18 protein-coding genes are annotated in these 23804 nt (G+C 48.1%); 16 read left to right on the top strand and 2 right to left on the bottom strand.

The features are described from left to right. The first annotated feature begins 59 nt into the window (after positions 1-59). The 3 genes from VM802_RS04150 (at position 60) to VM802_RS04140 (ending at position 6126) form a co-directional block, all read left to right on the top strand. The gene (locus tag VM802_RS04150; RefSeq protein WP_325528277.1) at positions 60-1025 is read left to right on the top strand and encodes a FecR family protein; all 966 of its coding nucleotides are present in this window, start codon (positions 60-62) and stop codon (positions 1023-1025) included. 145 nt (positions 1026-1170) lie between these two features. Next, on the top strand, positions 1171-4596 hold the full coding sequence (locus VM802_RS04145) for a SusC/RagA family TonB-linked outer membrane protein (RefSeq protein WP_325528276.1): 3426 nt from the start codon (positions 1171-1173) through the stop codon (positions 4594-4596). Positions 4597-4608: 12 nt separating this feature from the next. After that, positions 4609-6126 (top strand): SusD/RagB family nutrient-binding outer membrane lipoprotein, encoded by a 1518-nt coding sequence (locus tag VM802_RS04140; RefSeq protein ID WP_325528274.1) that lies wholly within the window; start codon positions 4609-4611, stop codon positions 6124-6126. A gap of 125 nt (positions 6127-6251) precedes the next feature. On the opposite strand, the gene VM802_RS04135 is transcribed toward VM802_RS04140, so the two are convergent. After that, positions 6252-7751, bottom strand: a complete 1500-nt coding sequence (locus VM802_RS04135) for a glycoside hydrolase (protein ID WP_325528272.1) — start codon at positions 7749-7751, stop codon at positions 6252-6254. A gap of 354 nt (positions 7752-8105) precedes the next feature. Between VM802_RS04135 and rpiA the strand changes: the two genes are divergently transcribed. The 4 genes from rpiA to VM802_RS04115 all read left to right on the top strand — a co-directional run bounded on the left by rpiA (position 8106) and on the right by VM802_RS04115 (position 11641). Then, complete coding sequence (rpiA, locus tag VM802_RS04130; RefSeq protein ID WP_325528270.1) at positions 8106-8789, top strand: ribose 5-phosphate isomerase A; 684 nt, start codon at positions 8106-8108, stop codon at positions 8787-8789. 104 nt (positions 8790-8893) lie between these two features. Continuing rightward, on the top strand, positions 8894-9787 hold the full coding sequence (locus VM802_RS04125) for a carbohydrate kinase family protein (protein WP_325528268.1): 894 nt from the start codon (positions 8894-8896) through the stop codon (positions 9785-9787). Between the two features lie 32 nt (positions 9788-9819). Continuing rightward, entirely contained in the window at positions 9820-10725 is a 906-nt protein-coding gene (locus VM802_RS04120) for a helix-turn-helix domain-containing protein (RefSeq protein ID WP_325528266.1), read from the top strand. A gap of 82 nt (positions 10726-10807) precedes the next feature. Then, positions 10808-11641, top strand: a complete 834-nt coding sequence (locus VM802_RS04115) for an oxidoreductase (RefSeq protein ID WP_325528264.1) — start codon at positions 10808-10810, stop codon at positions 11639-11641. Positions 11642-11718: 77 nt separating this feature from the next. Here VM802_RS04115 and VM802_RS04110 read toward each other — a convergent pair whose 3' ends face one another. Beyond that, the gene (locus tag VM802_RS04110; RefSeq protein ID WP_325528262.1) at positions 11719-13830 is read right to left on the bottom strand and encodes a type IA DNA topoisomerase; all 2112 of its coding nucleotides are present in this window, start codon (positions 13828-13830) and stop codon (positions 11719-11721) included. 225 nt (positions 13831-14055) lie between these two features. On the opposite strand from VM802_RS04110, the gene VM802_RS04105 reads away from it, so the two are divergent. The 9 genes from VM802_RS04105 to VM802_RS04065 all read left to right on the top strand — a co-directional run bounded on the left by VM802_RS04105 (position 14056) and on the right by VM802_RS04065 (position 23782). After that, on the top strand, positions 14056-15183 hold the full coding sequence (locus VM802_RS04105; RefSeq protein WP_325528260.1) for an NAD(P)/FAD-dependent oxidoreductase: 1128 nt from the start codon (positions 14056-14058) through the stop codon (positions 15181-15183). A 7-nt stretch (positions 15184-15190) separates the two neighbouring features. After that, a complete protein-coding gene (locus VM802_RS04100) occupies positions 15191-15901 on the top strand; it encodes a methyltransferase domain-containing protein (protein WP_325528258.1) in 711 nt (236 codons plus the stop codon). Beyond that, positions 15898-16950 (top strand): type III polyketide synthase, encoded by a 1053-nt coding sequence (locus VM802_RS04095; RefSeq protein ID WP_325528256.1) that lies wholly within the window; start codon positions 15898-15900, stop codon positions 16948-16950. The genes VM802_RS04100 and VM802_RS04095 overlap by 4 nt, the downstream gene beginning before the upstream one ends. Then, complete coding sequence (locus VM802_RS04090) at positions 16944-17738, top strand: SDR family oxidoreductase (protein WP_325528254.1); 795 nt, start codon at positions 16944-16946, stop codon at positions 17736-17738. The genes VM802_RS04095 and VM802_RS04090 overlap by 7 nt, the downstream gene beginning before the upstream one ends. Continuing rightward, entirely contained in the window at positions 17739-18182 is a 444-nt protein-coding gene (locus VM802_RS04085) for a 3-hydroxyacyl-ACP dehydratase FabZ family protein (protein WP_325528252.1), read from the top strand. Next, positions 18175-19443, top strand: coding sequence for a beta-ketoacyl-[acyl-carrier-protein] synthase family protein (locus VM802_RS04080; protein ID WP_325528250.1), 1269 nt, complete (start codon positions 18175-18177; stop codon positions 19441-19443). Before VM802_RS04085 ends, VM802_RS04080 begins: the two co-directional genes overlap by 8 nt. A gap of 228 nt (positions 19444-19671) precedes the next feature. Beyond that, a complete protein-coding gene (locus VM802_RS04075; protein WP_325528248.1) occupies positions 19672-20187 on the top strand; it encodes a hypothetical protein in 516 nt (171 codons plus the stop codon). Positions 20188-20451: 264 nt separating this feature from the next. Further along, a complete protein-coding gene (locus VM802_RS04070) occupies positions 20452-21459 on the top strand; it encodes a hypothetical protein (RefSeq protein WP_325528246.1) in 1008 nt (335 codons plus the stop codon). 118 nt (positions 21460-21577) lie between these two features. Beyond that, the gene (locus VM802_RS04065) at positions 21578-23782 is read left to right on the top strand and encodes a putative phage tail protein (protein ID WP_325528244.1); all 2205 of its coding nucleotides are present in this window, start codon (positions 21578-21580) and stop codon (positions 23780-23782) included. The last annotated feature ends 22 nt before the right edge of the window (positions 23783-23804 follow it).

Genomic DNA, 23804 nt, shown 5'->3' with positions numbered 1-23804 from the left:
TTTTCGCTCACATAGTACTCCCTTCTTTTTTCTGCGTGTATCAAGGTAAACGCTTTATAGTGGATGAAACTTTACTGGAGCAACTATTGGCTAAATACCACCAGGGAACTATAACTCCTGAGGAACAGCAACAGCTGGACAACTGGTATGCCTCTTTTGACGAAGTTCCGGCTACGGAGCCTTTCCGTAATGCCCTGGATGAAGTTTCCGCCAAAGAGCGCCTGCAGGCCAGGATTATGCAGTCCGTAGAGGGAGAGCAGCCGGTCGGGATCCGGCGTATGCGCCACCGCTGGCTCTACAGTGCCGCCGCGGTGCTGCTGCTCATTACAGTGAGCATCCCACTATATCGCTGGCTTAACAAACCTCGTACAGTCGCTCCTGTTATATGGCAGGAGGCATCCGCAAAGGCAGGCCGCATGGTGGCCATGACCCTTTCTGATGGCAGCCGCGTATGGCTTAATGCTTCATCATCGCTGCGTTATCCTGCCGCTTTCAGTGATAGCTCCCGTGAAATATGGCTGACGGAAGGAGAGGCATTTTTCGATATTGCACCTGACAACAAGAAGCCATTCATTGTACACAGCGGCAAGCTGGCGGTACAGGTGTTGGGCACTTCCTTTAATGTGTGCGCCTATACACAGCTGAAGCGTGTGAGCATAAGTGTGGCTACTGGTAAGGTACAGGTACAGGAAGCTGCAAAACCGCTGGGAATACTGATTGCCAGCCGGCAGCTGAACTGGGACCGTGAAACCGGCGCCACCGAAATACAAGACTATGATGCTTCCCGCGTTGGCACCTGGAAAGATGGGCTTATCCGACTTGATGGCGCCTCTTTCAGCGAACTGGCTGTAACGCTGAAGAATATATACGGCTACACGCTTACTACATCAGCCAGACGCCTGCAACAGGCTTCCTATACGGCAACTTTTAAGAACACCGGTCATATTACTGACGTTATGAAAATGATATGCAGAATGCAACAAGCTAACTATGAGAAAAAAGACAGTGTTATCGTAATATATTAATCAACCACATATCATCCCGTAAACAGAACAGGAGCTGGTGGCACAGCTCCTGTTGAAAAGTGTTACAGCATTCACCTCTGGTAAAGGTTCATGAATGACTGTGCATTTAAAGGGCCTTTTATTACCATTTAAACTCATCAAATGTATGAAAAAAAACCTTTGGGAATTTACCAGGCAACTTATGAGAGTCTCTACAATTTTCTTGGGAATTATGGTGCTGTCAGCAGGGCTGTTACAGGCGCACACCGGTAATGCCCAGCGGGTAAAAGGCATCCGTTTAAGCATCTCTTTCAACCACCAGTCGCTGGCCGCCGCCATCAGCGCCCTGGAAAAAAATACCCGTTTATCCTTTGCTTACGACAAAAAGAAACTGGAGCAACTGAAAGCGCCGGATACGGCCTTCAGCAACGCTCCGCTGGACCGCATCCTCAACCGGCTGCTGGCCGGAACTGTCTACTCATATGACGTCATCAATGACAATATTACTATCGGCCGCGATTTCAGCAAAGTAATGGAACGGGCCAAACCGGGTCTGCTCACGGGCCGCATCATCGATGCCGCTAATGGTGAAGAGCTCCCCGGCGCCTCTATCCGTTTGAAAGAATCCGGGAAAGGCATCGTTGCAGATGCTTCCGGGAACTACCGGCTGGAAGGTATTGTCCCCGGCAGATACACACTGATTGCCTCTTCTGTGGGATATGAGCCTTATTCGAACACCATCAATGTGGAAGAAGGTGCAGAGTTGACTCTGAATATCCAGATGAAAGTGAAGAATAACCTGACAGAAGTAGTGGTAACGGCACTGGGTCTGAAAAAAGAACAGACCACACTTGCCTATTCTGTAGCTACCGTAAAAGGAGAAGACTTCACCAAGGCGCGTGAGCCGAACGTGGCTTTCAGCTTGGAAGGCAAGGTGGCCGGTGTAAATGTGGTGAAGCCTGTTTCCGGCGCTATGGGCTCCAGCAGGGTTGTGATCCGTGGTAACGGTTCTATCTCAGGTAATAACCAGCCGCTGTATGTAGTGGATGGTGTGCCGCTGGTAAATAATACCTATGGCCAGTCTTCCGTATACTACGGCGGTTCCGATGGTGGTGATGGTATCTCCAGTATCAATCCTGATGATATTGAAACCATGTCGGTACTGAAAGGAGGACCTGCGGCAGCTTTGTACGGCGCCCGCGCAGCCAACGGCGTTATTCTCATTACTACCAAAAGCGGTAAGTCGCGCAAGGGACTAGGCGTGGAATACAATGGCAGCTATACGCTCGACAAACCGCTGTTCTACAATAAGAAAGATTTTCAGTATGAATATGGCCAGGGTACCGGCGGCATTGCTCCTAAAGATGCTGCCACAGCAAGAGCAGTAGGCCCTTACAGCTGGGGTGCACGTCTTGATGGTTCGCCGGTGATGCAGTTTGATGGGGTGGCAAGGCCTTACAGTGCTGTGAAAGACAATGTGAAGAACTTTTACAACAATGCCAATACATTCACCAACAATGTCTCCATCTATGGCGGCAACGAAAAAGTGAATGCGCGCTTTTCTGTAGCAGATCTCAACAACCACGACCTGATGCCTAACTCCAGCCTGCGCCGCCAGAACTATACACTGCACGCCAACGCCGTGCTGGCAGATAAACTCACAATGCAGGTGAACGCCATGTTCGTGCATGAGAAAGTAAGGAACCGTCCCTATTCCGGTGACTTTTCCTGGAACCCTCACATGGCCGTGCAGCTGCTGCCTACTAACCTCGACGTACGTACGCAGAACCGCCGCGTGGATGATAAAGGAAAAGAATACCTTTTTTCAGATAATATCTATTTTGCTAACCCCTACTTTATGGCTTACAACAGGCTCAGTTCTGACATCAAGAACCGCCTGATCGCTTCTGCTGACCTGAAGTACAACATCACCAACGCATTGTATGCCCGCCTGCTTACCGGTACAGATATGGCCTACCGCTATTCTGAAGGCATCAACCCGGAAGGCGGCGCCATCGCACGCCCCAGCATCGGCGTCAGCCAGCGGTTCGATAATGAGTTCAATGCTCAGCTACAGGTTGGATACGATAAAGAGTTCGGTAAGGACATTTCCCTCAGCGCTTTTGTAGGGGGTAATATCATGAAGAATGTGAACAGCACCACCAGTGCCGGTGGTTCAGAGTTTATCGTTCCTGGATTTTATGCAGTGAATAATACGAAGACATTATCCCGCGGATACAGCAGGTATGAAAAGGAATTCAATTCACTGTTCGGATCTGCCGAAATTGGCTTCCGCAAATATCTCTACCTGACTGTAACAGGACGTAACGACTGGTTTTCCACACTTAACCCGAAAACGAACAGCATCTTCTATCCTTCAGTGGGTATGAGTTATGTGTTATCGCAGTCGGTGAAACTACCTTCCTGGGTTACCTATGCCAAGCTGCGTGCTGCATGGGCCAAAACGGGTAACGATGCCGACATCTCGCCTTATTCACAGGCGCTTTCCTATGGCTTCGGCAATACCTACCTGGGACAGCCTACAGCTTATGTATCTTCTTCCGCCATTCCCAATACCAGACTGCAGCCCTCTGTATCACGTTTAGTAGAAGGAGGCTTCGATGCCCGCTTCCTGCAAGACCGCTTAGGACTTCAGTTCACCTGGTATAACCGGTATACTACCAATGACATCCTCACTTCACAGATCAGTATCACTTCCGGCTTTAACAGCGTAAGACTTAACGCCGGCGAGATGCGCAATACTGGTGTGGAAATCATGTTAACCGGAACGCCGGTACGTCATGGTAAACTGAGCTGGGATATGTCTCTCAACCTCGGTTATAATAAAAACAAAATACTGGCACTCGTAGATGGACAATCTTCCATGGTGCTGCAACAGAGCCGCCCAGGCCTGTACAGTGATGGCGGTGTGCCTGCCTATATCGCTGCCAAAGTGGGTGAGCCGTTTGGTATCATCACCGGCACTACCTACAAACGTGATGCAAACGGTAACATAGTCTTCAATGCACAGGGCTATCCTGTGAAAGGTGACATCGTAACACTGGGCAACAGCGTGCCTCCGCTGACAATGGGCCTCAACAACGATTTCCGTTATGGCAGGTTCTTCGCCAGCGTGCTGATAGATGCGAAGTTCGGCGCTAAAATTTCTTCCGGTACCAACAACCTGGCATATGAGAAAGGCTTACTCAAATCAACACTGGAAGGCCGCGAAACTGGTATCACCGGTAAAGGCGTAACAGAAACGGGAGATGTTAACAAAGTGACAGTATCCGCTGAAAGCTATTACAAATGGGTGGCTAACAGTATCGCGGAGGAGTTTGTATACGACGCCAGTTTCGTAAAATTACGCCAGCTGGTGATAGGCGTGAATCTTCCGCACTCCTGGCTGAGCCGTCTCAAGATAAACGATGCCAGCCTCTCCGTTGTTGGCCGTAACCTGTGGACTATCTACAGCAAGGTGCCGCTGGTAGATCCTGAATCCACTTTCCTGAACGGTAACATTCAGGGGCTTGAAATGCTTTCCCTGCCTGCTACCCGCTCTTTTGGTGTGAACCTTAATGTTAAGTTCTAAAAACCAGTGATCATGAAACGCAACTACTTCAAATATATCGTCGCCTGCACTTTGCTGACTACCGGTGTCGCTTGTACGAAAGATCTCGAAGACATCAATAAGAATCCGAATACGCCGGAATATGTAACGCCGGATCCGATTTTTACCACCATACAGATGAACACACCGGGCCTGGAATCTGTAAGACGTGGCAGTATTGGATTTTGTATGATGATGGTACAACAGACCGCTACCATCAAAACCGATGATCTGCAGGGCGACAAATACCTGCAGAGTGATAACGCTGGTACTACTTTCTACGACACCTACAACGCACAGGCCAGGAACCTTTCCACCATTATGGCCGACGTGTCGAAATCGCCGGACAATATCAACCGCTATGCTGCCACCCGCATCTGGCGCGTATTGGTAATGCACCGTCTCACCGATCTCTATGGCGCTATCCCTTACAGCAAAGCCGGAAGAGGATACATTGATAATATCTACACACCTGCATACGATAGTCAGTCAGAGATCTACAGCGATATGCTGAAAGAACTGGATGAAGCGGCCCAGTCTTTTGATGTCAACAAAGCGACCTATGGTACTGCGGATGTGGTATATCAGGGAAAGATACAGCAGTGGAAGCGCCTGGCATACTCACTGATGCTGCGCCTGGGCATGCGCCTTTCTAAAGTAGACGCGAATCTTGCGCAGACATGGGTGAAGAAAGCCATAGCCGGTGGCCTGATGCAGGGTAATGAAGACAACTGCAAGCTGCAACATGAAGGCCCCAACCAAGAGCAATCCAATCCTATCAGTTACTCTTTCTTCAAATTCAAACTGGTGGAACTGGGTGATATCAAAATCAGCAAAACCTTCCTGAACTTCCTGTTGCAAAGCAATGATCCCAGGTTACCGGTGTATATGTCGCTGCCCGGTGGTAACAGTGTTGTAGCGAACCAGAAGGGCCTGCCTAATGGACTCGACGCCAACTCCTTCCAGGCTTATCCCGGTGGCAATGATCTGTCTACTTATTCTACTTTCAACGTGGGTAAGATCTTGCCATTGTCAACGCCTTCTTTCATGCTGACTTATGCAGAAGTGGAACTGATGCTGGCGGAAGCTGCCGTGCGTGGATGGATACCAGACAATGCTGCTGATCACTATAGCAGGGCGGTTACCGCCTCTATGCAACAGCAGAGCGCTTACGGTGTTACCATTGATCAGAATGCTATCAACGGCTATCTGCAGAGTGGCAAACCTTTTCCAGCATCCGGCACAAATGAACAGTTGCGTGTGATCAATGAACAATACTGGGTAGCTACTTTCCTCAATGGTATTGAATCTTATGCAAACTGGCGCAGGAGCGGTTTCCCGGCACTCACACCGGTTAATTATCCGGGTAATGCCACCAGTGGCGTGATACCACGCAGGCTTACCTATCCGCAGAGTGAGTATAGCGATAATGGCAAAAGCGTGAAGGATGCAATAGTAAGACAAGGTGCAGATACCTACCTGACGAGGGTTTGGTGGGACAAACAACAATAACGTACAAACTTTTTATACAGATCAATTCGATACTCCCTATGAAAACTACATTATAACGTGCAAGTAAACACAAACTTAACAACAGAGGCTAATTATCCAGTTAGCCTCTTTTTTATTGGCGTTTTTTATTGCGCCTGTTTAGTGCCGGTGAAAGTGATCACGCTTTTCGGAGGTACTTTCACATCAATAGAGCCATCGGCATTGGCAGATTGCGGAATACCCTGCTGCCAGCGGGAAGCGCCTGTTGCAGTGAGATAAGAATTGAGCGTAGCTGCTTTGAAGCCTTTAAGCTGCAGATGGCATACAGTAGTATCAGCAGTAGTGTTGGTGGCAACGATACTGAAGTTGCTGGTCTGCGGATCTTTGTAGGCGGACAGCATTACATTGCTGCTATTACCGGCAACGTCTATACGAACATAACCCGGACGTACATAACGCGTGTACTGACCCATTACATCATATGTTTTGGGATACTCGAGCGTACCGTCGGCGGCAGTGCAGATCAGCGCTTCGTTGTTGCGGATTGCCAGCATACCTAACCAGTAGATGAAAGCGTTCACATTGCACTCAGCCATGAACTTGTGCATGCTGGTAGCGAATGCGATTCCTTCTGTCATGGTGTTGTTGTACACACCATTGTCGTCGGAGATTTCGGTCATCCATACGGATTTACCGGCGGTGCTGAAGCTCCATGGGGCGGGGCGCTGGTTATAGGTTGGGTTGGAACCGCTAACAATACGGTCTGCAATTTCCAGATAACCGTGGCCTGCGAAGATGTCGGTATTGCTGGAATTGATGCCGGACAGGAAGCTGTTGGCTGTACCCCATGCAGCGTTTTCGCTGGCGATGATCTTGGTGGTGTTGAGGCCTTTGCTATTCAAAGCAGGACGCAGGTTGTTGTTGATGAACTCACCAAGGTGGCCGGAATCCCAGTAGGACGCATCCCAGTCTGATATTATGTTCTCTGGCTCGTTGGTAGGAGAGATGGCATAGAAATTCACACCCTGGTCTTTGTACGCCTTTGCGAAGCCTGCAAGATAGTTAGCAAAGTTAGATGAGCAGCAGTTGAAGTTCAGACCGTTGAACCATTTGGCGTCAACTCTGGGGCTGGTCTTCATGTACAGGGGCGGTGTCCAGCAGCTGGCGATAGTGATGGGTACTTTGTACCTTTCCTGTACCTTCTTCAGGATCCACAGCTGGCCCAATTGTTCTTTCTGATCATCGTTGAGTGCTTTGTAAGTGGCACTGGCAGGATCTACAGTGATGTCAACGTTTGCAGGCTTGATTGTAACAGTGCCTGTCTGTGCATCAAAAGGATAGGTGTGCAGCACTTTGCCGCGAATGATATTGAGCTGCAGACCGCTGTTACCGAAGAGGCGCTCCATAATGGTGTCTCTGTTGGCTGATTCAAAGAACGGAGTGATACGGCCGCCGAACGTACCAAATCCTTCAATACGCTGATAGGTTTTGTCCCAGTCCAGGGTAAGGGTTTGCGTTGGCGCGGCAAGGGCCGTGCCGGCAAGTACAGCGCGGTTTTTGGTCAGGTCTTCGCCTGATTTCGAGCAGCTGGCAGCCATCGTCAGGGCTGCTGCAGCAATGCAGAGTTGCTTCAGGTGTTTTTTCATTTTGTTGGGTTTTATGAAGAGAGTAATGAAAAACTAAATAGGTATTGCACGCGTTAATACTTGTTCACTAGCGTCTGTTCACTGTTTCCGACCTGGGCGCAAGATCAGCTTTTTAAGATTTGTTTAGTGGAATTAATAATTAGTTAACTATGATTTTACATGGGTCAGTATTACAATTGGCCCTATGCTTAGTGTGATGAGTCTGATATGTGATGGCGATATTTCAGGTTGAAATCTTCAATTATAAATTAATCAAAATAATTAACATAAATGCAATTTATCTTCGTTCGTCAACAGAAAAAAGTAAAGTAAATTATATTGCGCTCATCATCATAAAAGTAAAAATATACAGTCATGGAGGATTTAAAGCAAACTGCTGCAAAGGCTGTATTGGCCTATATTACACAGGGGGCCACCATTGGCTTCGGCGCCGGCAGTACTATTGGTTATCTCATCACTTATCTTAAGGAAGAACAGATGCTGGCAGAAAGTATTACTACGGTAACATCTTCCTACAGTACCCGCCAGCTGTTGCTGGAGCATGGTTTCCGCGTGAAAGAGGCGGGTGATGTGGTGCATCTCGATCTCTACTTCGACGGCTGTGATCAGTTTGATACGTCCCTGAATGCTCTTAAAAGTGGCGGTGGTATCCATACCCGCGAAAAGCTATTGGCGGCCATGGCGACGAAGTTTATTATTATCGGCGATGGCGCCAAATATGTACCACAGTTGTATACCACCTTCCCGGTGGTGATAGAGGTGATACCGGAAGCTGTGCCCTTTGTACTTGCGCAAGTGAAGCGTGTGTACCCCGCTGCCAATCCTGTGATCCGCCTGAGCAACAAGAAAGACGGCGCCGTGATCACTGAAAATGGTAACCTGCTGATCGATATCTGGTTTAGTACTTTCCCGCCATTGGAGAGCGTGAACCCGCAGCTGAAGAGTATTCCGGGTGTACTGGAAACATCGCTGTTTTACAAAATGGCACATGCGGCTGTCATTGCAGGAAAGAAAGGCGTGGAGGTAATTACTGCTTAATGTGTAGCCTGCCGCAGCGGATTCATCAGGTATTTTGTACAAGTAGATGAGCAATATCGGCAGGAATAATTTATTTTACAGATACGAACCATCAAACGACGCGTATGAAACAGGCATCTGTTGTATGTTATGGGGAAGTGCTGTGGGATATTTTCCCCGGCTCGGCCAAGCCGGGTGGCGCTCCTATGAATGTGGCATATCACCTGAACAAGCTGGGGCTGCAAAGTCATATGATCAGCAGGGTCGGTAATGATGACCTTGGCAGACAACTATTGCAACAGCTGCAGCACTGGAACATCTCTACCCAATGGTGTCAGCAGGATATTCAGTATCCTACCGGCACTGTACTGGCAACAGAGGGCGCTGATCATGAAATGAGCTACGATATTATTAAGCCGGTAGCCTGGGATTATATTGAATGGAAGGATGAACTGGACCCGTTGCTGAAACATGCGGATGCGCTGGTGTTTGGCAGTCTCGCTACCCGGAATGAAACGTCGTATCATACGTTGTTGTCACTGCTGGAAATTTCGTCTTTCAGAATCTTTGATATCAACATCCGTCCTCCCCACAGTAACATCGATATAATAAAACTTTTACTCGCAGAAACGGACCTGGTGAAGATGAACCTGTCTGAACTGGAGCTGTTGTTGTGTGAAGAAGGTATCTCGGCTGCGAGCATCACCGAAGGGGCACAGAAACTCCTGGAAAAGTATGAATTCTCCGGTATGATTATTACTAAAGGCAGTCAGGGTGCTATGTTCCTTGATAGCACCACTTTCTGTGAACGTCCTGCTTACCAGGTCACGGTAAAAGATACCGTTGGCAGTGGTGATGCTTTTCTTGCCGGCTTTTTGTCCAGGTACCTGCATGGTAATATGGCAGAACCAGCCATGGACTTCGCCACAGGTCTCAGTGCATTTGTAACCACACAGGAAGGGGCTTGTCCTGACTACGAGCCTGCACAGCTGCCACAGTTGTTTGCCTCGTTGGCGTAACACGAATAGTTTGAATTTCGTAACTTCGTTGTATGCCAAAAACAGAAACACTTCAGGAATTCTATCAGCACAAAATGAACTGGCTCCCCGATAATCTCCAGCAGGAGATAGGCCATTTCAATATCTTCCGGATAGGGGACTGCATCAGCTCAGACGGAAGTATGAGAGTGAGCTACAGCCGCCGCGATTTCTATAAAGTTGGCCTGGTAACAGGGCATAACCTGTACCACTATGCCGACAAGTCGGTGGAAATAACAGGCCCTACGCTGACCTTCTTCAGCCCGCTCGTACCTTATGCCTGGGAGCCGCTTTCCACTGATATCAACGGCTATTTTTTTATCTTCCGTGAATCCTTTTTTACACAGGGAGGCCGGAATCATTTTACAGAGCTGCCCATGTTCCAGCCAGGTGGCAAGCCTTTCTATGTGCTGAACGATACGCAGAAAGAAGAATTAAGTCAGTTGTTTGAGAAGATGCTCCTGGAAATAAAAGGGGACTATGCCTATAAATATGACTTGCTACGCAACTACGCGATGGAAGTAATACACTATGCCCTGAAAATGCAACCCTCTGAAACGCTTTACCAGCATGCGAATGCGAATACGCGCCTTACTGCTGTATTCTCAGAGCTGCTGGAACGCCAGTTCCCGATAGAAACGCCGTCACAGCGGCTGGGATTAAAGTCTGCCGGCGACTTTGCCACGAACCTGTCGGTACACGTGAACCACCTCAACAGGGCCGTCCGCGAAACCACCGGTAAAACCACCAGCACCCACATTGCCGAACGTGTGGCTACAGAGGCCAGGGCCTTGTTGAAGCACACCAACTGGAATATCTCCGAGATTAGCTACTGCCTTGGGTTTGAGGAGCCTGCCCATTTTAATAACTTCTTTAAGAAGCATACGCATCAAACACCCTCCGCTTTCCGGGTTGTTTGATTTTTGCAAGTATTGGTTTGAATGGGGTAATAACGGATATGCCTGGTTGCTCTAATTTTGTTGCATCAAAAACAAACAGATTATGAGCACCCAAAAAGTATGGTTTATAACCGGCGCCTCCAGAGGCCTGGGCCGTGACCTTGTACACCAGTTATTATCAGCAGGATACCGCGTAGCCGCCACTTCACGTAATATAGAAGATCTCCGCAAAGTGGCCACCGGCGATAATTTCCTACCGCTGACAGTAGACATTAAAAATGAAGCCAGCGTTGCGAAAGCAATAGACGATACCGTAAAACACTTCGGACAAATAGACGTAGTAGTCAATAATGCAGGCTACGGACTTGTTGGCGCGCTGGAAGAACTCAGTGATAAAGAGTCCCGCGACGACTTCGATGTGAACGTATTCGGTACACTCAACGTTGTCCGCAAAGCAATGCCTTACCTGAGAAAACAGGGTTCCGGGCATATCTTCAACATTGCCTCTATTGCCGGATTTACTGGTAACTTCCCCGGATTCGGTATTTACTGTGCCACCAAATTCGCTGTACACGGGTTTTCTGAGTCCCTCTATGCAGAAGTAAAACCATTCGGAGTACATGTTACCATCGTGTCACCCGGATACTTCCGTACAGACTTCCTCACGTCTCATTCCCTTGTTACGCCTGCAAGTGAGATTGCTGAGTATGCATCAGTACGTGAAGTACAACGCGCACACCAGCTGGAGATCAGCGGCAACCAGGCCGGTGACCCTGTAAAAGCTGCGCTGGCCATGATTAAAACAGCTGAAACTGAAAATCCGCCACTGCACCTGTTCCTGGGCGAAGATGCCTTTAACTTTGCTTTCCAGAAAATGAAAGATGTGACTGCTGACCTGGAAGCGTGGAAGGAAGTGAGTATTTCAACAGCTAATTAGGTTTTAGGTATTAGCCATTAGGAAAATGCAGCGAAGATAATAGTTCATCTTCGCTGCATTTTCCTAAAGGCTAATACCTATTCTAATTCTATATTGAACTCTTTCGTTAGTACCAGTTTCCCGCTCTTTTCCTCTTCACTCCCTGGTATGCGCCAACCTTTGATCCTGGCGGTTTTGCCTTTGGTAAGCAGATCAGCGATCTGTTTGTCGGTGAGTTTTTTCCCCATGATCTCGAAGGGAACTTTGAAGCCACATACTTTGAAGTTGGCGCAGCCATATGCGGTACTACCTTTCTTCAGCTGATGCTCTTTACACTTCGGGCATTGCTGTTCCTCAATTGTTACGGGCGCGGCTTTAGGCTTAGGCTCCTTTTTAGGTTTGACCTCTTCCGGAGGAGTGTCCGGGGTAATGGTAATGGTTTTATAGCTGGCGGTTTTCACTTCTTTGGTGAGATCTACTACCATTTGTATTAACTCGTCCTTGAAGGTGTCCATAGCATACTCGCCTTTTTCAATCAGGCGGAGTTTGCGTTCCCACTGACCGGTGAGTTCCGGGCTTTTAAGCAGTTCGGTCTGGATGGTATCAATGAGGTCCATGCCGGTTTGAGTGGCATAGATATTCTTTTTTTTCTTGTCGATGTATTTACGGCGGAATAGTGTTTCGATGATGTTGGCGCGTGTGGAAGGGCGGCCGATGCCATTGTCTTTCAACAGCTCGCGCATGGCTTCATCGTCTACCTGTTTGCCGGCTGTTTCCATGGCTCTCAGCAGTGAGGCTTCTGTAAAGGGTTTGGGCGGAGTGGTTTTGCCCTGGTGAATACGGGGCGTATGCGGACCGCTTTCTCCGACTACGAAGTCAGGAATAAATTTCTCTTCTTCTTCACCCTCTTTCTTGATGCTGGTATCGTTAGCATACACTTCTTTCCAGCCTGGTTCAATGATCTGCTTACCTGTTACTTTGAAAGGCACTTGCCCTACCTTTCCCAGTACGGTAGTGTTGGAGATCTTACACTCCGGGTAGAAGGCAGCAATGAAGCGGCGTGCTATCAGGTCATAGATGCGTTTCTCCTCGAGCGGGATACCACCGGGATGTACGCCGGTAGGAATGATGGCATGGTGATCCGTTACCTTTTTATCGTCGAAGACGGTTTTGAGTTTGGGAATGGGCTTGGCCAGTACCGGCGCTGTGAGGGCGCTGTAGGGGGCCATGTCCTGTAAGATGCCGGGTATTTTCGGATGCAGATCTTCGGAGAGGTAGGTGGTATCTACGCGGGGGTAGGTGACCAGTTTTTTCTCGTAGAGGTTCTGTACATATTTCAGGGTATCATCGGCAGTGAAGCCGTATTTTTTGTTGGCATCCACCTGTAGGGCGGTGAGGTCGAACAGGCGGGGATTACCTTCTTTGCCGTCTTTCTTTTCGAAGGAAGTGACTTCAAAGGGATGTTCTTTCAGGTAGGCCAGTCCTTTTTGTGCTTTGTCCACACTGCCGAGACGGTCTATCGCGGCGGTGAATTCCGTTTCGCGGTAAATGGTCTTCAGTTCCCAGTAATCTTCTGACACAAATGCGTTGATCTCTTTCTGCCGCTGTACAATCATGGCGAGTGTAGGTGTCTGTACTCTGCCGATGGACAACACGGTTTTCCCAACCGCGAATTTCTTGGTGAACAGCCGCGTAGCGTTCATGCCCAGCAGCCAGTCGCCAATGGCGCGGGCGCTGCCAGCGGCATACAGGTTATTATATTGTTCGCTGTCTTTCAGCTGTTGAAATCCGTTACGTATAGCCTCTTCCGTTAGTGAGGAGATCCAGAGCCGTTTGACAGGGACTGTACATTTGGCTTTCAGCAGTACCCAGCGTTGTATCAGTTCGCCTTCCTGGCCGGCGTCCCCGCAGTTGATCACTTCTTCACATTGTTGTACGAGTTGCTCAATTATCTGGAACTGTTTCTTTACACCATCGTTTTCTATCAGCTTGATACCAAAGCTGGGCGGTATCATCGGCAGGTCTTCCAGGTGCCAGTATTTCCATTGATCGTAGTAATCGTGTGGCTCTTTCAGTGTACAGAAATGTCCGAAAGTCCAGGTTACCTGATAGCCATTGCCCTCATAATAGCCATCCCTGCGCTGTTTAGCGCCGATTATTTCAGCTATATCCCTGGCCACGCTTGGCTTTTCTGCAATGCAAACTTTCATACGGTTTTGAAATCGACTAACAAATATCGGATAAAAATTCAACTGTGATTTCTTTGATTTTTTTGATTATTCTGATGAGCGAAGAATAACACGGATAGTTGCCGGGATCAGTCTTCAAACAGTTCATCCACCCCGCTCTTCGCTCATCAGAATAATCAAAAAAATCAAGGAAATCATAGTTCTGACTTCTATGCTGCCTTGCGAGAAATACGTATCTTGCTGGTTATGTTGTCTGCCAGTGATATTGTCATCGTGGGAGGCGGACTGGCGGGGTTGACGAGTGCAATTCACCTTTCCCGTTCCGGCCTGCGCGTTACACTCATCGAGAAGCACCAGTTTCCTAAGCATAAAGTTTGCGGAGAATATATCTCCAATGAAGTGCTGCCATATCTTCAGTGGTTGGGGGCAGACCCTGCCGTGTTGCATCCGGCGGCGCTGACCCGTGTGGAAGTAAGCGCGGTGAATGGACAGGTACTGTCATCACCGCTGCCGCTGGGTGGTTTCGGGGTGAGCCGGTATACGCTGGATTATTTCCTGATGACGAAAGCAGCTACTGCTGGCGTGACCTGCTTAACAGATACTGTTACGGATATTTTTTATGAAGACGAACAGTTCAGCGTACATACGGGCAACCACGGCGTGCTTACCTCGCGTATTGTACTGGGTGCTTATGGAAAGCGTGCAGCGCTTGACCAGCGGCTTGCAAGGGAGTTTGCCCGGAACAGGTCTCCCTGGTTGGCAGTGAAAGGCCATTATGAAGGTGCGTTCCCGGAAGGCCTGGTAGCACTGCACAACTTTCATGGCGGCTATTGTGGCGTATCCCGGATAGAAGACAATAAACTCAATATCTGCTACCTGGTGAATTATGAAACATTCCGCAGGTATAAGAACATTGAAACCTATCAGGAGGAAGTGCTGTACCAGAATGTGCACCTGAAGCGGATATTCGAGAACAGCCGCCTGTTGTTCGAGGCGCCGCTCACGATCAGTCAGGTGTCTTTCGAAGAAAAAACAAAAGTGACGGATCATATTCTGATGATGGGAGATGCCGCGGGACTGATACATCCGCTTTGCGGCAATGGAATGGCGATGGCTGTTCATAGTGGTAAGATCGCTGCGGAAGGAGTACTACGCTTCTTTAACGCCGATGGCTATACGAGGGCGCAGCTGGAAAATGATTATATTAAAGCCTGGAACCGGCAGTTCAGAACGAGGATGCAGGCAGGCAGGCTGCTGGCAGGCTTGTTCCTGAAAGACCGGTTGTCGGCTTTGCTGGTGCAGGGACTGGCTGCTGTGCCGGGCGTATTGCCTATGATTATCAGGCAGACACATGGTAAGCCAATAAACGTATAAAAAAGCTATGGGACAGGATATAAAAGAGCGGATACTTGTACCGGAGATCATGGACGACTTCGAGATGGAGGGAAGCTTGCTGGAGAATGCGCTGCGGAAGATTGTCCGGATCAACCGGTTGCTGGGGGGCAACCGCATTACGATACGCGGTGTATCTGCATTGATGCGGCAAGCGCCAGACCGGGAAGTAGTGATCACGGATATAGGTTGCGGCAATGGTGATATGTTGCGGGTACTCGCTGACTATGGCCGCCGGAAAGGATGGAAGCTGCGGCTGGTTGGTATAGATGCCAACCGCTTCACCGTACAGTTGGCAACGGCATTGTCTGCCGGTTATCCGGAGATCAGTTATCATTGCATGGATGTGACCAGTGAAGCGTTTGATGATATGCACACAGACATTGCGCTGTTCACGCTCACGCTGCATCATTTCACAGACGACATGATCATCCGCCTGATGCAACGCACGCAGCGGCTGGTACGTATAGGCGTTGTGGTGAATGATTTGCAGCGCAACATGCTGGCTTACCGGCTCTTTCAGCTGATATGTTTCCTGTTCAGGGTCAACAGGATGACGAAGGCCGATGGCCTCGCCTCCATTCTCCGGGGATTCAAAAGAAAAGAATTACTGCTGTTGGCACAACAGCTCAACATACAACATTACAGTCTTCGCTGGCAATGGGCATTCCGTTACCAATGGATAATATCGAATCTATGAGTGTTAAAGTTCAGTCGGTCGCAAAAGCACTGCCAGCCCATACCAGGCATATTGATGAAGTAATGCCCTTTCTTGATTTATGGCTTTATGGCCAGGAAGAGCGTTTTGCGCGCAAAGTGAAGAAGATCTTCGAAAATGCAGGGGTAGACAGGCGTTACTCCATCATGTCACCGGAAGAAATCTTCAACAACGCTTCCTTCGAAGAAAAGAATAATCTCTACATACGGGAAATGACCGTCCTGGGGAAATATTGCCTGGAAGACGCTTTAAAGAAAGCGAATCTGCAACCTGCCGATATTGATTTTATCATCACGGTGAGTTGCACCGGCATCATGATTCCTTCGCTGGATGCTTACCTGATTAATGAGTTGCAGCTGCGCCAGGATATTGTGCGGTTACCGGTTACAGAGATGGGCTGCGCAGCAGGGATCTCGGGGATGATTTATGCATGGCAGTTCCTGAAAGCCAATCCTGGTAAACGCGCCGCCGTTGTGGCGGTAGAGTCGCCCACCGCTACCTTCCAGCAACATGATTACTCGATGGCTAATATTGTGAGTGCTGCTATATTCGGCGATGGCGCTGCTTGCGCCATATTATCATCACATGATACCGATAGCGGGCCGGCCATTACCGGTGCAGAGATGTATCATTTCTATGGCGCCACCCACCTGATGGGCTTTGACCTTACCAATAGCGGCCTGAAGATGGTGCTGGATGTAGAAGTACCGGATAGGATTGCTGAACATTTCCCGGATATTGTGCATCCCTTCCTGGCGCGGCATGGACTAGAGATTGCAGATATTCAGCATCTCATCTTTCATCCCGGGGGAAAGAAGATCATTCAGACGGTGGAAGCGTTGTTCAATGATCTCGGGAAGAATATTGAGGACACCAAGGAAGTATTACGCTTATATGGCAACATGTCGAGCGCCACGGTGTTATATGTATTGGAACGTTTCCTGGACCGGCAGATACCGGAAGGGGACAAAGGGCTGATGCTGAGTTTTGGTCCTGGATTTTCTGCACAAAGAATATTGTTGCAATGGTAAGCGAATTTGCACAACATCATTACTGGGCCGTTATACTGGGCGGCAGCAGTGGCCTTGGGCTCGCGGCAGCACAGAAGCTGGCGGGGCATGGCATGCATCTCTGTATTGTACATCGTGATGCCGGTGTGGAAATGGAAAAGATCAATGCTGCTTTTAACGACCTGCGTATAACAGGCGTGCAGGTAATTACTTTCAATGCGAGCATTGTCAATGAAGAAAAGCGGAACGAGATATTGGAAGAGCTGCGGCAGCACATGGGTAGCCAGGGCAGGGTGCGGTGTCTGTTACACAGCGTGGCGAAAGGCACACTGAAAACGATGGGTGCTGACGATGACGCTTTGCAGACCGATGATATTATGCTCACAATAGAGCACATGGCAGTAAGCCTTTACAGCTGGACACAGGCATTGCTTGCGGCACAGTTGTTTGCGATGGATGCAAGAGTGTTGTCGTTCACCAGTGAAGGCAGCAGCAGGGCATGGAAACACTATGCCGCTGTATCGGCAGCCAAGGCTGCATTGGAAGCGATCACCCGCAGTATGGCACTGGAGCTGGCTCCGCATGGCATACGTGCCAACTGCATACAGGCTGGTATTACAGACACGCGCTCCATGCGTATGATACCCGGCAGCGAGCAGCTGGTGGAGTTTGGGCAGCAGCGCAATCCTTTTCAGCGCCTCACCACACCCGAAGATGTGGCGGATATTGTATACCTTTTATGCAAAGACGAAGCCGCATGGGTGAACGGCGCGGTTATTCCCGTAGACGGCGGAACACATATCAGCTAAATGATGACAGCAACAGCCATACTGGAGCGCCTGCCCTACAGCCATCCTTTCCTGTTTGTGGACGGGCTGGATCATGTTGATGCAGATAAAGTAACGGGGCATTTCACTTTCAGGAAAGACATGGAAGTATACAATGGGCACTTCAGGGATTATCCCGTTACACCAGGCGTATTGCTCACAGAAACGATGGCGCAGATAGGTGTGGTATGCCTGGGTATTTATCTGATGGGCGATGATATGCCGCATCATGCCTTTGCGCTGACATCTACTGAAGTGGAATTTTTACTTCCGGTATTACCGGGGGAGAAAGTAACCGTAACAGGTGAGAAAATATATTTTCGTTTTGGTAAACTGAAGTGCAGGGTGATGATGCAAAATGAAGCCGGAGAGGAAGTTTGCAGTGGTATCATTGCCGGTATGATCATAAACAGAAAAGATGCATAGCAGGGTAGTTATAACAGGACTGGGTGTGGTAGCGCCTAACGGCACGGGGTTGGAAGCATTCCGTGATGCCCTGCAACAGGGCGTTTCAGGTGTGCGTCATGACCCGCGGATGGAGGCATTGCAGTTTGCCTGCCAGATAGCCGGAGAGCCACAGGTACCTGAATCATTGCAGCAGCAATACTTTGATGCGTTGGAGCTGCGCGGCTTCAACAGCGGGGCGATACTGTACGGTGTTATCGCCGGTATGGAAGCGTGGACTCACGCGGGGTTACCGGTATCGGCCACTCCTGACTGGGATACCGGTGTTATCTTCGGCACGGGTTCTTCCGGTGTGGATAAACTGAGAGAAGCTATTTACAAGGTAGATGAAGGACAGATACGTCGTTTAGGTAGTACCGTTGTGGCCCAAACGATGGCCAGTGGTATCAGTGCCTGGCTGGGAGGCCGGCTGGGAGCGGGTAACCAGGTGACGACCAATTCATCTGCCTGTACCACCGGTGCAGAAAGTGTGCTGATGGCATACGACCGCGTAAAGGCAGGCAAGGCAACGCGTATACTGGCTGGCAGCACTACGGATGGCGGTCCGTATATCTGGGGCGGCTTTGATGCTATGAAGGTATGTACATACAAAAGTAATCATGATCCTGCGGCAGGTTCCCGTCCGATGAGCGCGTCAGCGGGCGGCTTTGTGCCAGGCAGCGGCGCCGGCGCTATGGTGGTGGAATCACTGGAGAGCGCCTTGTCGCGCAATGCGGTTATCTATGCAGAGATTGCAGGTGGTCATATCAATTCCGGCGGGCAACGCGATGAAGGCAGCATGACGGCGCCCAACAGCATTGCCGTACAGCGCTGTATACGCGAGGCTATCCGCGAGGCAGGCATTGCGCCGGAAGATGTAGACGCTATCAATGGCCACCTTACGGCCACCGGTAAAGATGCTACTGAGATTATCAACTGGAGTGAAGCATTGGGGCGCAGTGGTATCAACTTCCCTTATGTGAATGCCCTGAAATGTATGATAGGGCATTGTTTAAGCGCCTCCGGCAGTATAGAGCTGGTGGCGGCAGTACTACAGCTTCATGAAAACTTCCTGTTTCCCAACATCAACTGTGAAGACCTGCACCCTGAGATATTGCAGGTGATAGATTCCTCCCGGATACCACAGCAGCTGCGATACACAACGCTGAATGTCATCGCAAAGGCGAGCTTTGGGTTTGGCGATGTAAATGCCTGCGTGATATTGAAGAAATATGTGCCCTGATAATACCGGCAATACGACAAACAGGAAATCTTATCTTGTAAGGTTGCTCATACGCTTATAACTGGCCTTTGACCACGCTTTGGTTACCATTTAAGTGCGCTTTTAATACCTATGAGAATCGACTGACAAGCGAAGGAGAAGCCTGAGAAAGCACCCTGTTAAAAACTTGGCGCCTTTAGGTAATATTGGTAAATTGGTATAAGACGTTGTTGTTTAAACCCTTATCCCATGGCAAAGATAGATTTAGACGTCAGACCGCCCTTTATAGGGACTGTTGGCATTCTCTGTATCTACGAGATGCATGGGAGATATTATATGCGCGTAAAAAGCGCTCTTACCGGCAAAAGGGTAAAGAAAGACCCGGCTTTCCGCAAAACAATGGAGAATGCCGGTTTATTGGGTGTAGCGTCGAAAATGGCTTCGGGTGTATACCGGCAGTTGCCTCAACAACAAAAGATACATGCCTTATACCGGCAACTTACCGGAAGAGCCTTTCAGCTGCTGCGGGAAGGTATACACAACGATGTTATTATTGCAGAGCTGTTGAAAATGTGCCAGCCGGTAACACCTGTAAAACAGGTATGTAAATCAACTACCCGTTGTAAGCCATTACCTGCCTTATGGCGATGTGGTAATGAGGTGGCTGGTTTCCGCTGCGGAGACAGACGTATGGTGCGTATGCGGATACTGGAATTGTCCAGTAACAAATCAGGCTATTTACAAAGGATAACAGATGATACGTAGTGATTAAGTTTATTTACGTTGACGTCTTATCTGCTGCTTCTTTTGGTTTTAAATGGAGGATCGATATGCTTTATACTATCGAACCTCAATTACTATGATATTAAGTTGTTCTTATTGTTTGTAACCTTAATGAATAACCTGTTTATTTTTTACAGAAGAAAGTTAATTTTACCCCTGAGATTGTGTGACCATTGTTTTAACATCAACCCGATTGTCTCATCTCCATAGATTATCAACATTATATTTTATTTTCAAATTAACATCATGAAAAAATTACTATTTATCTCCTTTATCCTTGTAGCTTATCTGCCTTCATTTTCCCAGAAATGGGGTATAGATAGTTCCCGCACGGAAACCCGCGATGATGCCAGTCTGCAAGGCAATGCCGGCGCTGTTTCCGGCTTCTTTCAGACGCTCAATCCTATGAATTATCCGCCGGGAGCTAACGGCTGGTGGCATCTGCTGGATGTGCGCCATAGCAATGCGGCCAGTAATTTCAGTATGCAATTTGCTGGCAGTTTTTTTGATCAGAATCTGTATTTCAGGAAAATTGCGAATAATCCTGCGCAGAAATGGTCGAGGATATTGTTAGAAACAGATGGAAAAATGGGCATCGGGACTACTGTTCTCCGCGCACAACTGGACATGAAATTTACAAACGCCAATGTTCTTTCCAGTATACTGGGAAGAGTTGCGGAAGGAGATGCCGATGGCGATGGTACCTACCTGGGTGTTCGTACATTGAATACACAACCGGTGGATGTTGGTACCTTTTCTATTGAGCATGGATTTTATGGAATGGTGAACAACGCCATCACCTTTCACCGTGGTCTTGCTAAGCAGGGGGGCTTCATGAGCTTTTCCACCAATAATGGTACTGAACAGATGCGTATTGACCCCTGGGGCAATGTGGGCATTGGTACTAAAAAGACAAACGGCTACAAATTGGCTGTTGAAGGTGCTATCGGTGCACGCAGGGTAAGAGTGACGCAGGAGTCATGGGCGGATTACGTTTTCGATCATACCTACCAGTTGCCTTCTTTACAGGAAGTGGAAGCTTATGTGAAAACAGAAAAACACCTGCCAGGTATTCCTTCTCAAACAGAGATCAGTCGTGATGGTCTTGATCTTGGCGATATGCAGAAGTTGCAGATGCAGAAGATAGAAGAACTGACACTGTATGTAATAGAATTGAATAAAAAACTGGAAGCGCAGCAACAGTTGGTTGCTATACAGGCAAAGGAATTGAAGAAACTGAAAGAGAAACGTTGATAGGAGGCCGCGAATGTTTTCAAAGTACCGCATATTACGGTACTTTTTTTATGCGCACATTCAGTGTGCATGGCATCATTAATTTGCTTCTAGTTGTTTATAACCTAAATGAATGTCTATGATAGTAGTAAAAATTGATGACTTGCGTACTACTGCAGGAACCTCCGGAGCCACCTGTGATGTGCTCGGGTATTATCTGGCAGAAGATGGTGGCGGTGGCCATTTTTATTGGGATGCCAATTCCACGGAAGCTGATAACAACGGTACGGTTATTAGTGGTCCCGGTGGAACCGGGAGATGGAAAAGAATATATACCGGGCCGGTGAATGTGAAATGGTTTGGCGCTAAAGGAGATGATACCTTCGATAACTATTCCGTGTTTCAATATGTTTTCAATCATTTCGGGAATGTAATTGTACCGGCAGGAGCTTATGCCGTGAAGAATACCGTTGTAATAGGAATTAACCTGGATGTGAGAGGAGAGCGGGGAACGGTTATCTCGCGGCGATTCGAAGATAAAACTAACGGTTCACCGGTATTTCAGAATGCAGGTAAAGTAAGTATTACGCTGGATAATATAGGCTTTAACGGAAACAGAAACCGTGGTACAGATGAATGGCTTGTTACAAAGGATTTTCAGGGGAAGAGCAATTTAATTATTAAGTATGGGTATTACTTTATTTACTTTAATGATACAAATGTAATAACGATCACTAACTGCCGCTTTAGTGAAATCAACGGGACTGCCTGCACATTGATGAAAGCCCGCAAGATCTATGTAAGCAATTCTATATTCGAAGGATGCGACCGTACCGGTGTGCAGGTACTTGCTGGCGAGCCTGCTCCTGGGGATATTTACGGCAGTAATGAGCATGTTGAAGTAACAGGATGTACGTTTGCGAACATTGGTTATCTCCCCAATACATTTACAATAAGAAAAGAACTTGATAATGGTCAGGTAACAACAGAAGTCGTCTCTTTTAACGGCCCGGAGCAATACCATCATCAATTTGGTGACGGTTTCTACGGCGATGGGATCAGTATATTTGTCAATAACAATACCTTCCTGAACATCAGCAGAGGGGCCATCGTGTGTGAGCGCACATGGCCGGAATATCAGGCCAGGTACATCGTTTCGGATAATTATATAGAGCATGATCATCCTAACCTCAGATGTAACAATCCATCAGCGTCCATCTGGTGTGAATGGCAAAACAGTGCTACTATTCATAATAACAGGATGGTATATAAAAGACGCTCGGATAAAGAATATGGCTATGGTATTATGATCGCGCAAACTCCTTCGAATCCTTACAAGGTTCCTAAGGTGATTCCGGACAGAAGCCTGAATGAGTGCTTTAACAATGAAATTGATGCTATCCAATATAACAATACGCTTTCGGCGGGAATTGTAGATTTGTCTAACGACTATAAATATTCCTATATAAAGGGAAATGTTGTGACCGGTGATGTGCAGGTCGCTATTTATCTTACTAATTTTGAAGATGGATATGGTGAAGAGCTGGCTGTATGCCAGAATAACATCAATGTAAAAGGTGTTTCTACAAGTGGTTACTGGGGAATATTCTTCAGTAAGTATAAAGACCTGGCGCACCATTACAAGCTGATGGATATATCAGGCAACAATATTTCCCTTCCTTCCAATGCCAACGCTGGTATATCTTTCACGGATATTCTGGCGAACCCTGATTCTTCGGTCATCATAAAGGATAATGTGCTGAACAACCAGCATATATATTTAGGCCGTGATCCGGTTAAGCAATTATTTGTGCACAACAATACAGGATGTAACCGCTTATACAGAGGGAATGCGCTGCAGAATGGGGACTATGTGGAAATAACAGGTAATACCTGTAATTCAATTGAGATCCTGGGCTCACCTGCTTCTGCTGCCACTGCTCTTACCGGTATTATCAGCCGCAACAAGGTTAATGGCGAAATCAGCGTTGGGGCTTGCCGTAATTTCAACATATCAGACAATCACATTCTCTGTAAAGTGAATGGCATTACTATCAATCCAACCATTGTGGATATAGAGAACCTGGCTGTTGCCAATAACAACATCCGGCTGGATAGTGATAATGCCAATGGTATCAATATGTTTGTTGGCCCCTCCGGTCATAATGTGAACGGCTGCACAATAACGGGCAACGTCATTTCCAATCAGTACAACAGTAAGTTTGCCAATACAACCGGTATCCGCTGGGCTACTGCTTCGGGGAATACCAATGCTGTACTGGTGGCTGGTAACCGGTTCCTGCAGTTGCAGAATAATGAATGGAACAGAATACTGAATGTTTAAATACGTGAGCTCCTGCCATATT

This window comes from Chitinophaga sp. (assembly GCF_035538455.1).
Classification (GTDB): domain Bacteria; phylum Bacteroidota; class Bacteroidia; order Chitinophagales; family Chitinophagaceae; genus Chitinophaga.
This window is presented reverse-complemented; position numbering and strand designations above follow the sequence as displayed.

Bases quoted from the DNA above. Each gene is read 5' to 3' on its own strand.
- VM802_RS04095 (WP_325528256.1), top strand. From the start codon at position 15,898: ATGAGTGTTAAAGTTCAGTCGGTCGCAAAAGCACTGCCAGCCCATACC.
- VM802_RS04065 (WP_325528244.1), top strand. From the start codon at position 21,578: ATGATAGTAGTAAAAATTGATGACTTGCGTACTACTGCAGGAACCTCC.
- VM802_RS04075 (WP_325528248.1), top strand. From the start codon at position 19,672: ATGGCAAAGATAGATTTAGACGTCAGACCGCCCTTTATAGGGACTGTT.
- VM802_RS04115 (WP_325528264.1), top strand. From the start codon at position 10,808: ATGAGCACCCAAAAAGTATGGTTTATAACCGGCGCCTCCAGAGGCCTG.
- VM802_RS04100 (WP_325528258.1), top strand. From the start codon at position 15,191: ATGGGACAGGATATAAAAGAGCGGATACTTGTACCGGAGATCATGGAC.
- VM802_RS04120 (WP_325528266.1), top strand. From the start codon at position 9,820: ATGCCAAAAACAGAAACACTTCAGGAATTCTATCAGCACAAAATGAAC.
- VM802_RS04110 (WP_325528262.1), bottom strand. From the start codon at position 13,830: ATGAAAGTTTGCATTGCAGAAAAGCCAAGCGTGGCCAGGGATATAGCT.
- VM802_RS04090 (WP_325528254.1), top strand. From the start codon at position 16,944: ATGGTAAGCGAATTTGCACAACATCATTACTGGGCCGTTATACTGGGC.
- VM802_RS04125 (WP_325528268.1), top strand. From the start codon at position 8,894: ATGAAACAGGCATCTGTTGTATGTTATGGGGAAGTGCTGTGGGATATT.
- VM802_RS04145 (WP_325528276.1), top strand. From the start codon at position 1,171: ATGAAAAAAAACCTTTGGGAATTTACCAGGCAACTTATGAGAGTCTCT.
- VM802_RS04105 (WP_325528260.1), top strand. From the start codon at position 14,056: ATGTTGTCTGCCAGTGATATTGTCATCGTGGGAGGCGGACTGGCGGGG.
- VM802_RS04085 (WP_325528252.1), top strand. From the start codon at position 17,739: ATGATGACAGCAACAGCCATACTGGAGCGCCTGCCCTACAGCCATCCT.
- rpiA (WP_325528270.1), top strand. From the start codon at position 8,106: ATGGAGGATTTAAAGCAAACTGCTGCAAAGGCTGTATTGGCCTATATT.
- VM802_RS04140 (WP_325528274.1), top strand. From the start codon at position 4,609: ATGAAACGCAACTACTTCAAATATATCGTCGCCTGCACTTTGCTGACT.
- VM802_RS04070 (WP_325528246.1), top strand. From the start codon at position 20,452: ATGAAAAAATTACTATTTATCTCCTTTATCCTTGTAGCTTATCTGCCT.
- VM802_RS04080 (WP_325528250.1), top strand. From the start codon at position 18,175: ATGCATAGCAGGGTAGTTATAACAGGACTGGGTGTGGTAGCGCCTAAC.
- VM802_RS04135 (WP_325528272.1), bottom strand. From the start codon at position 7,751: ATGAAAAAACACCTGAAGCAACTCTGCATTGCTGCAGCAGCCCTGACG.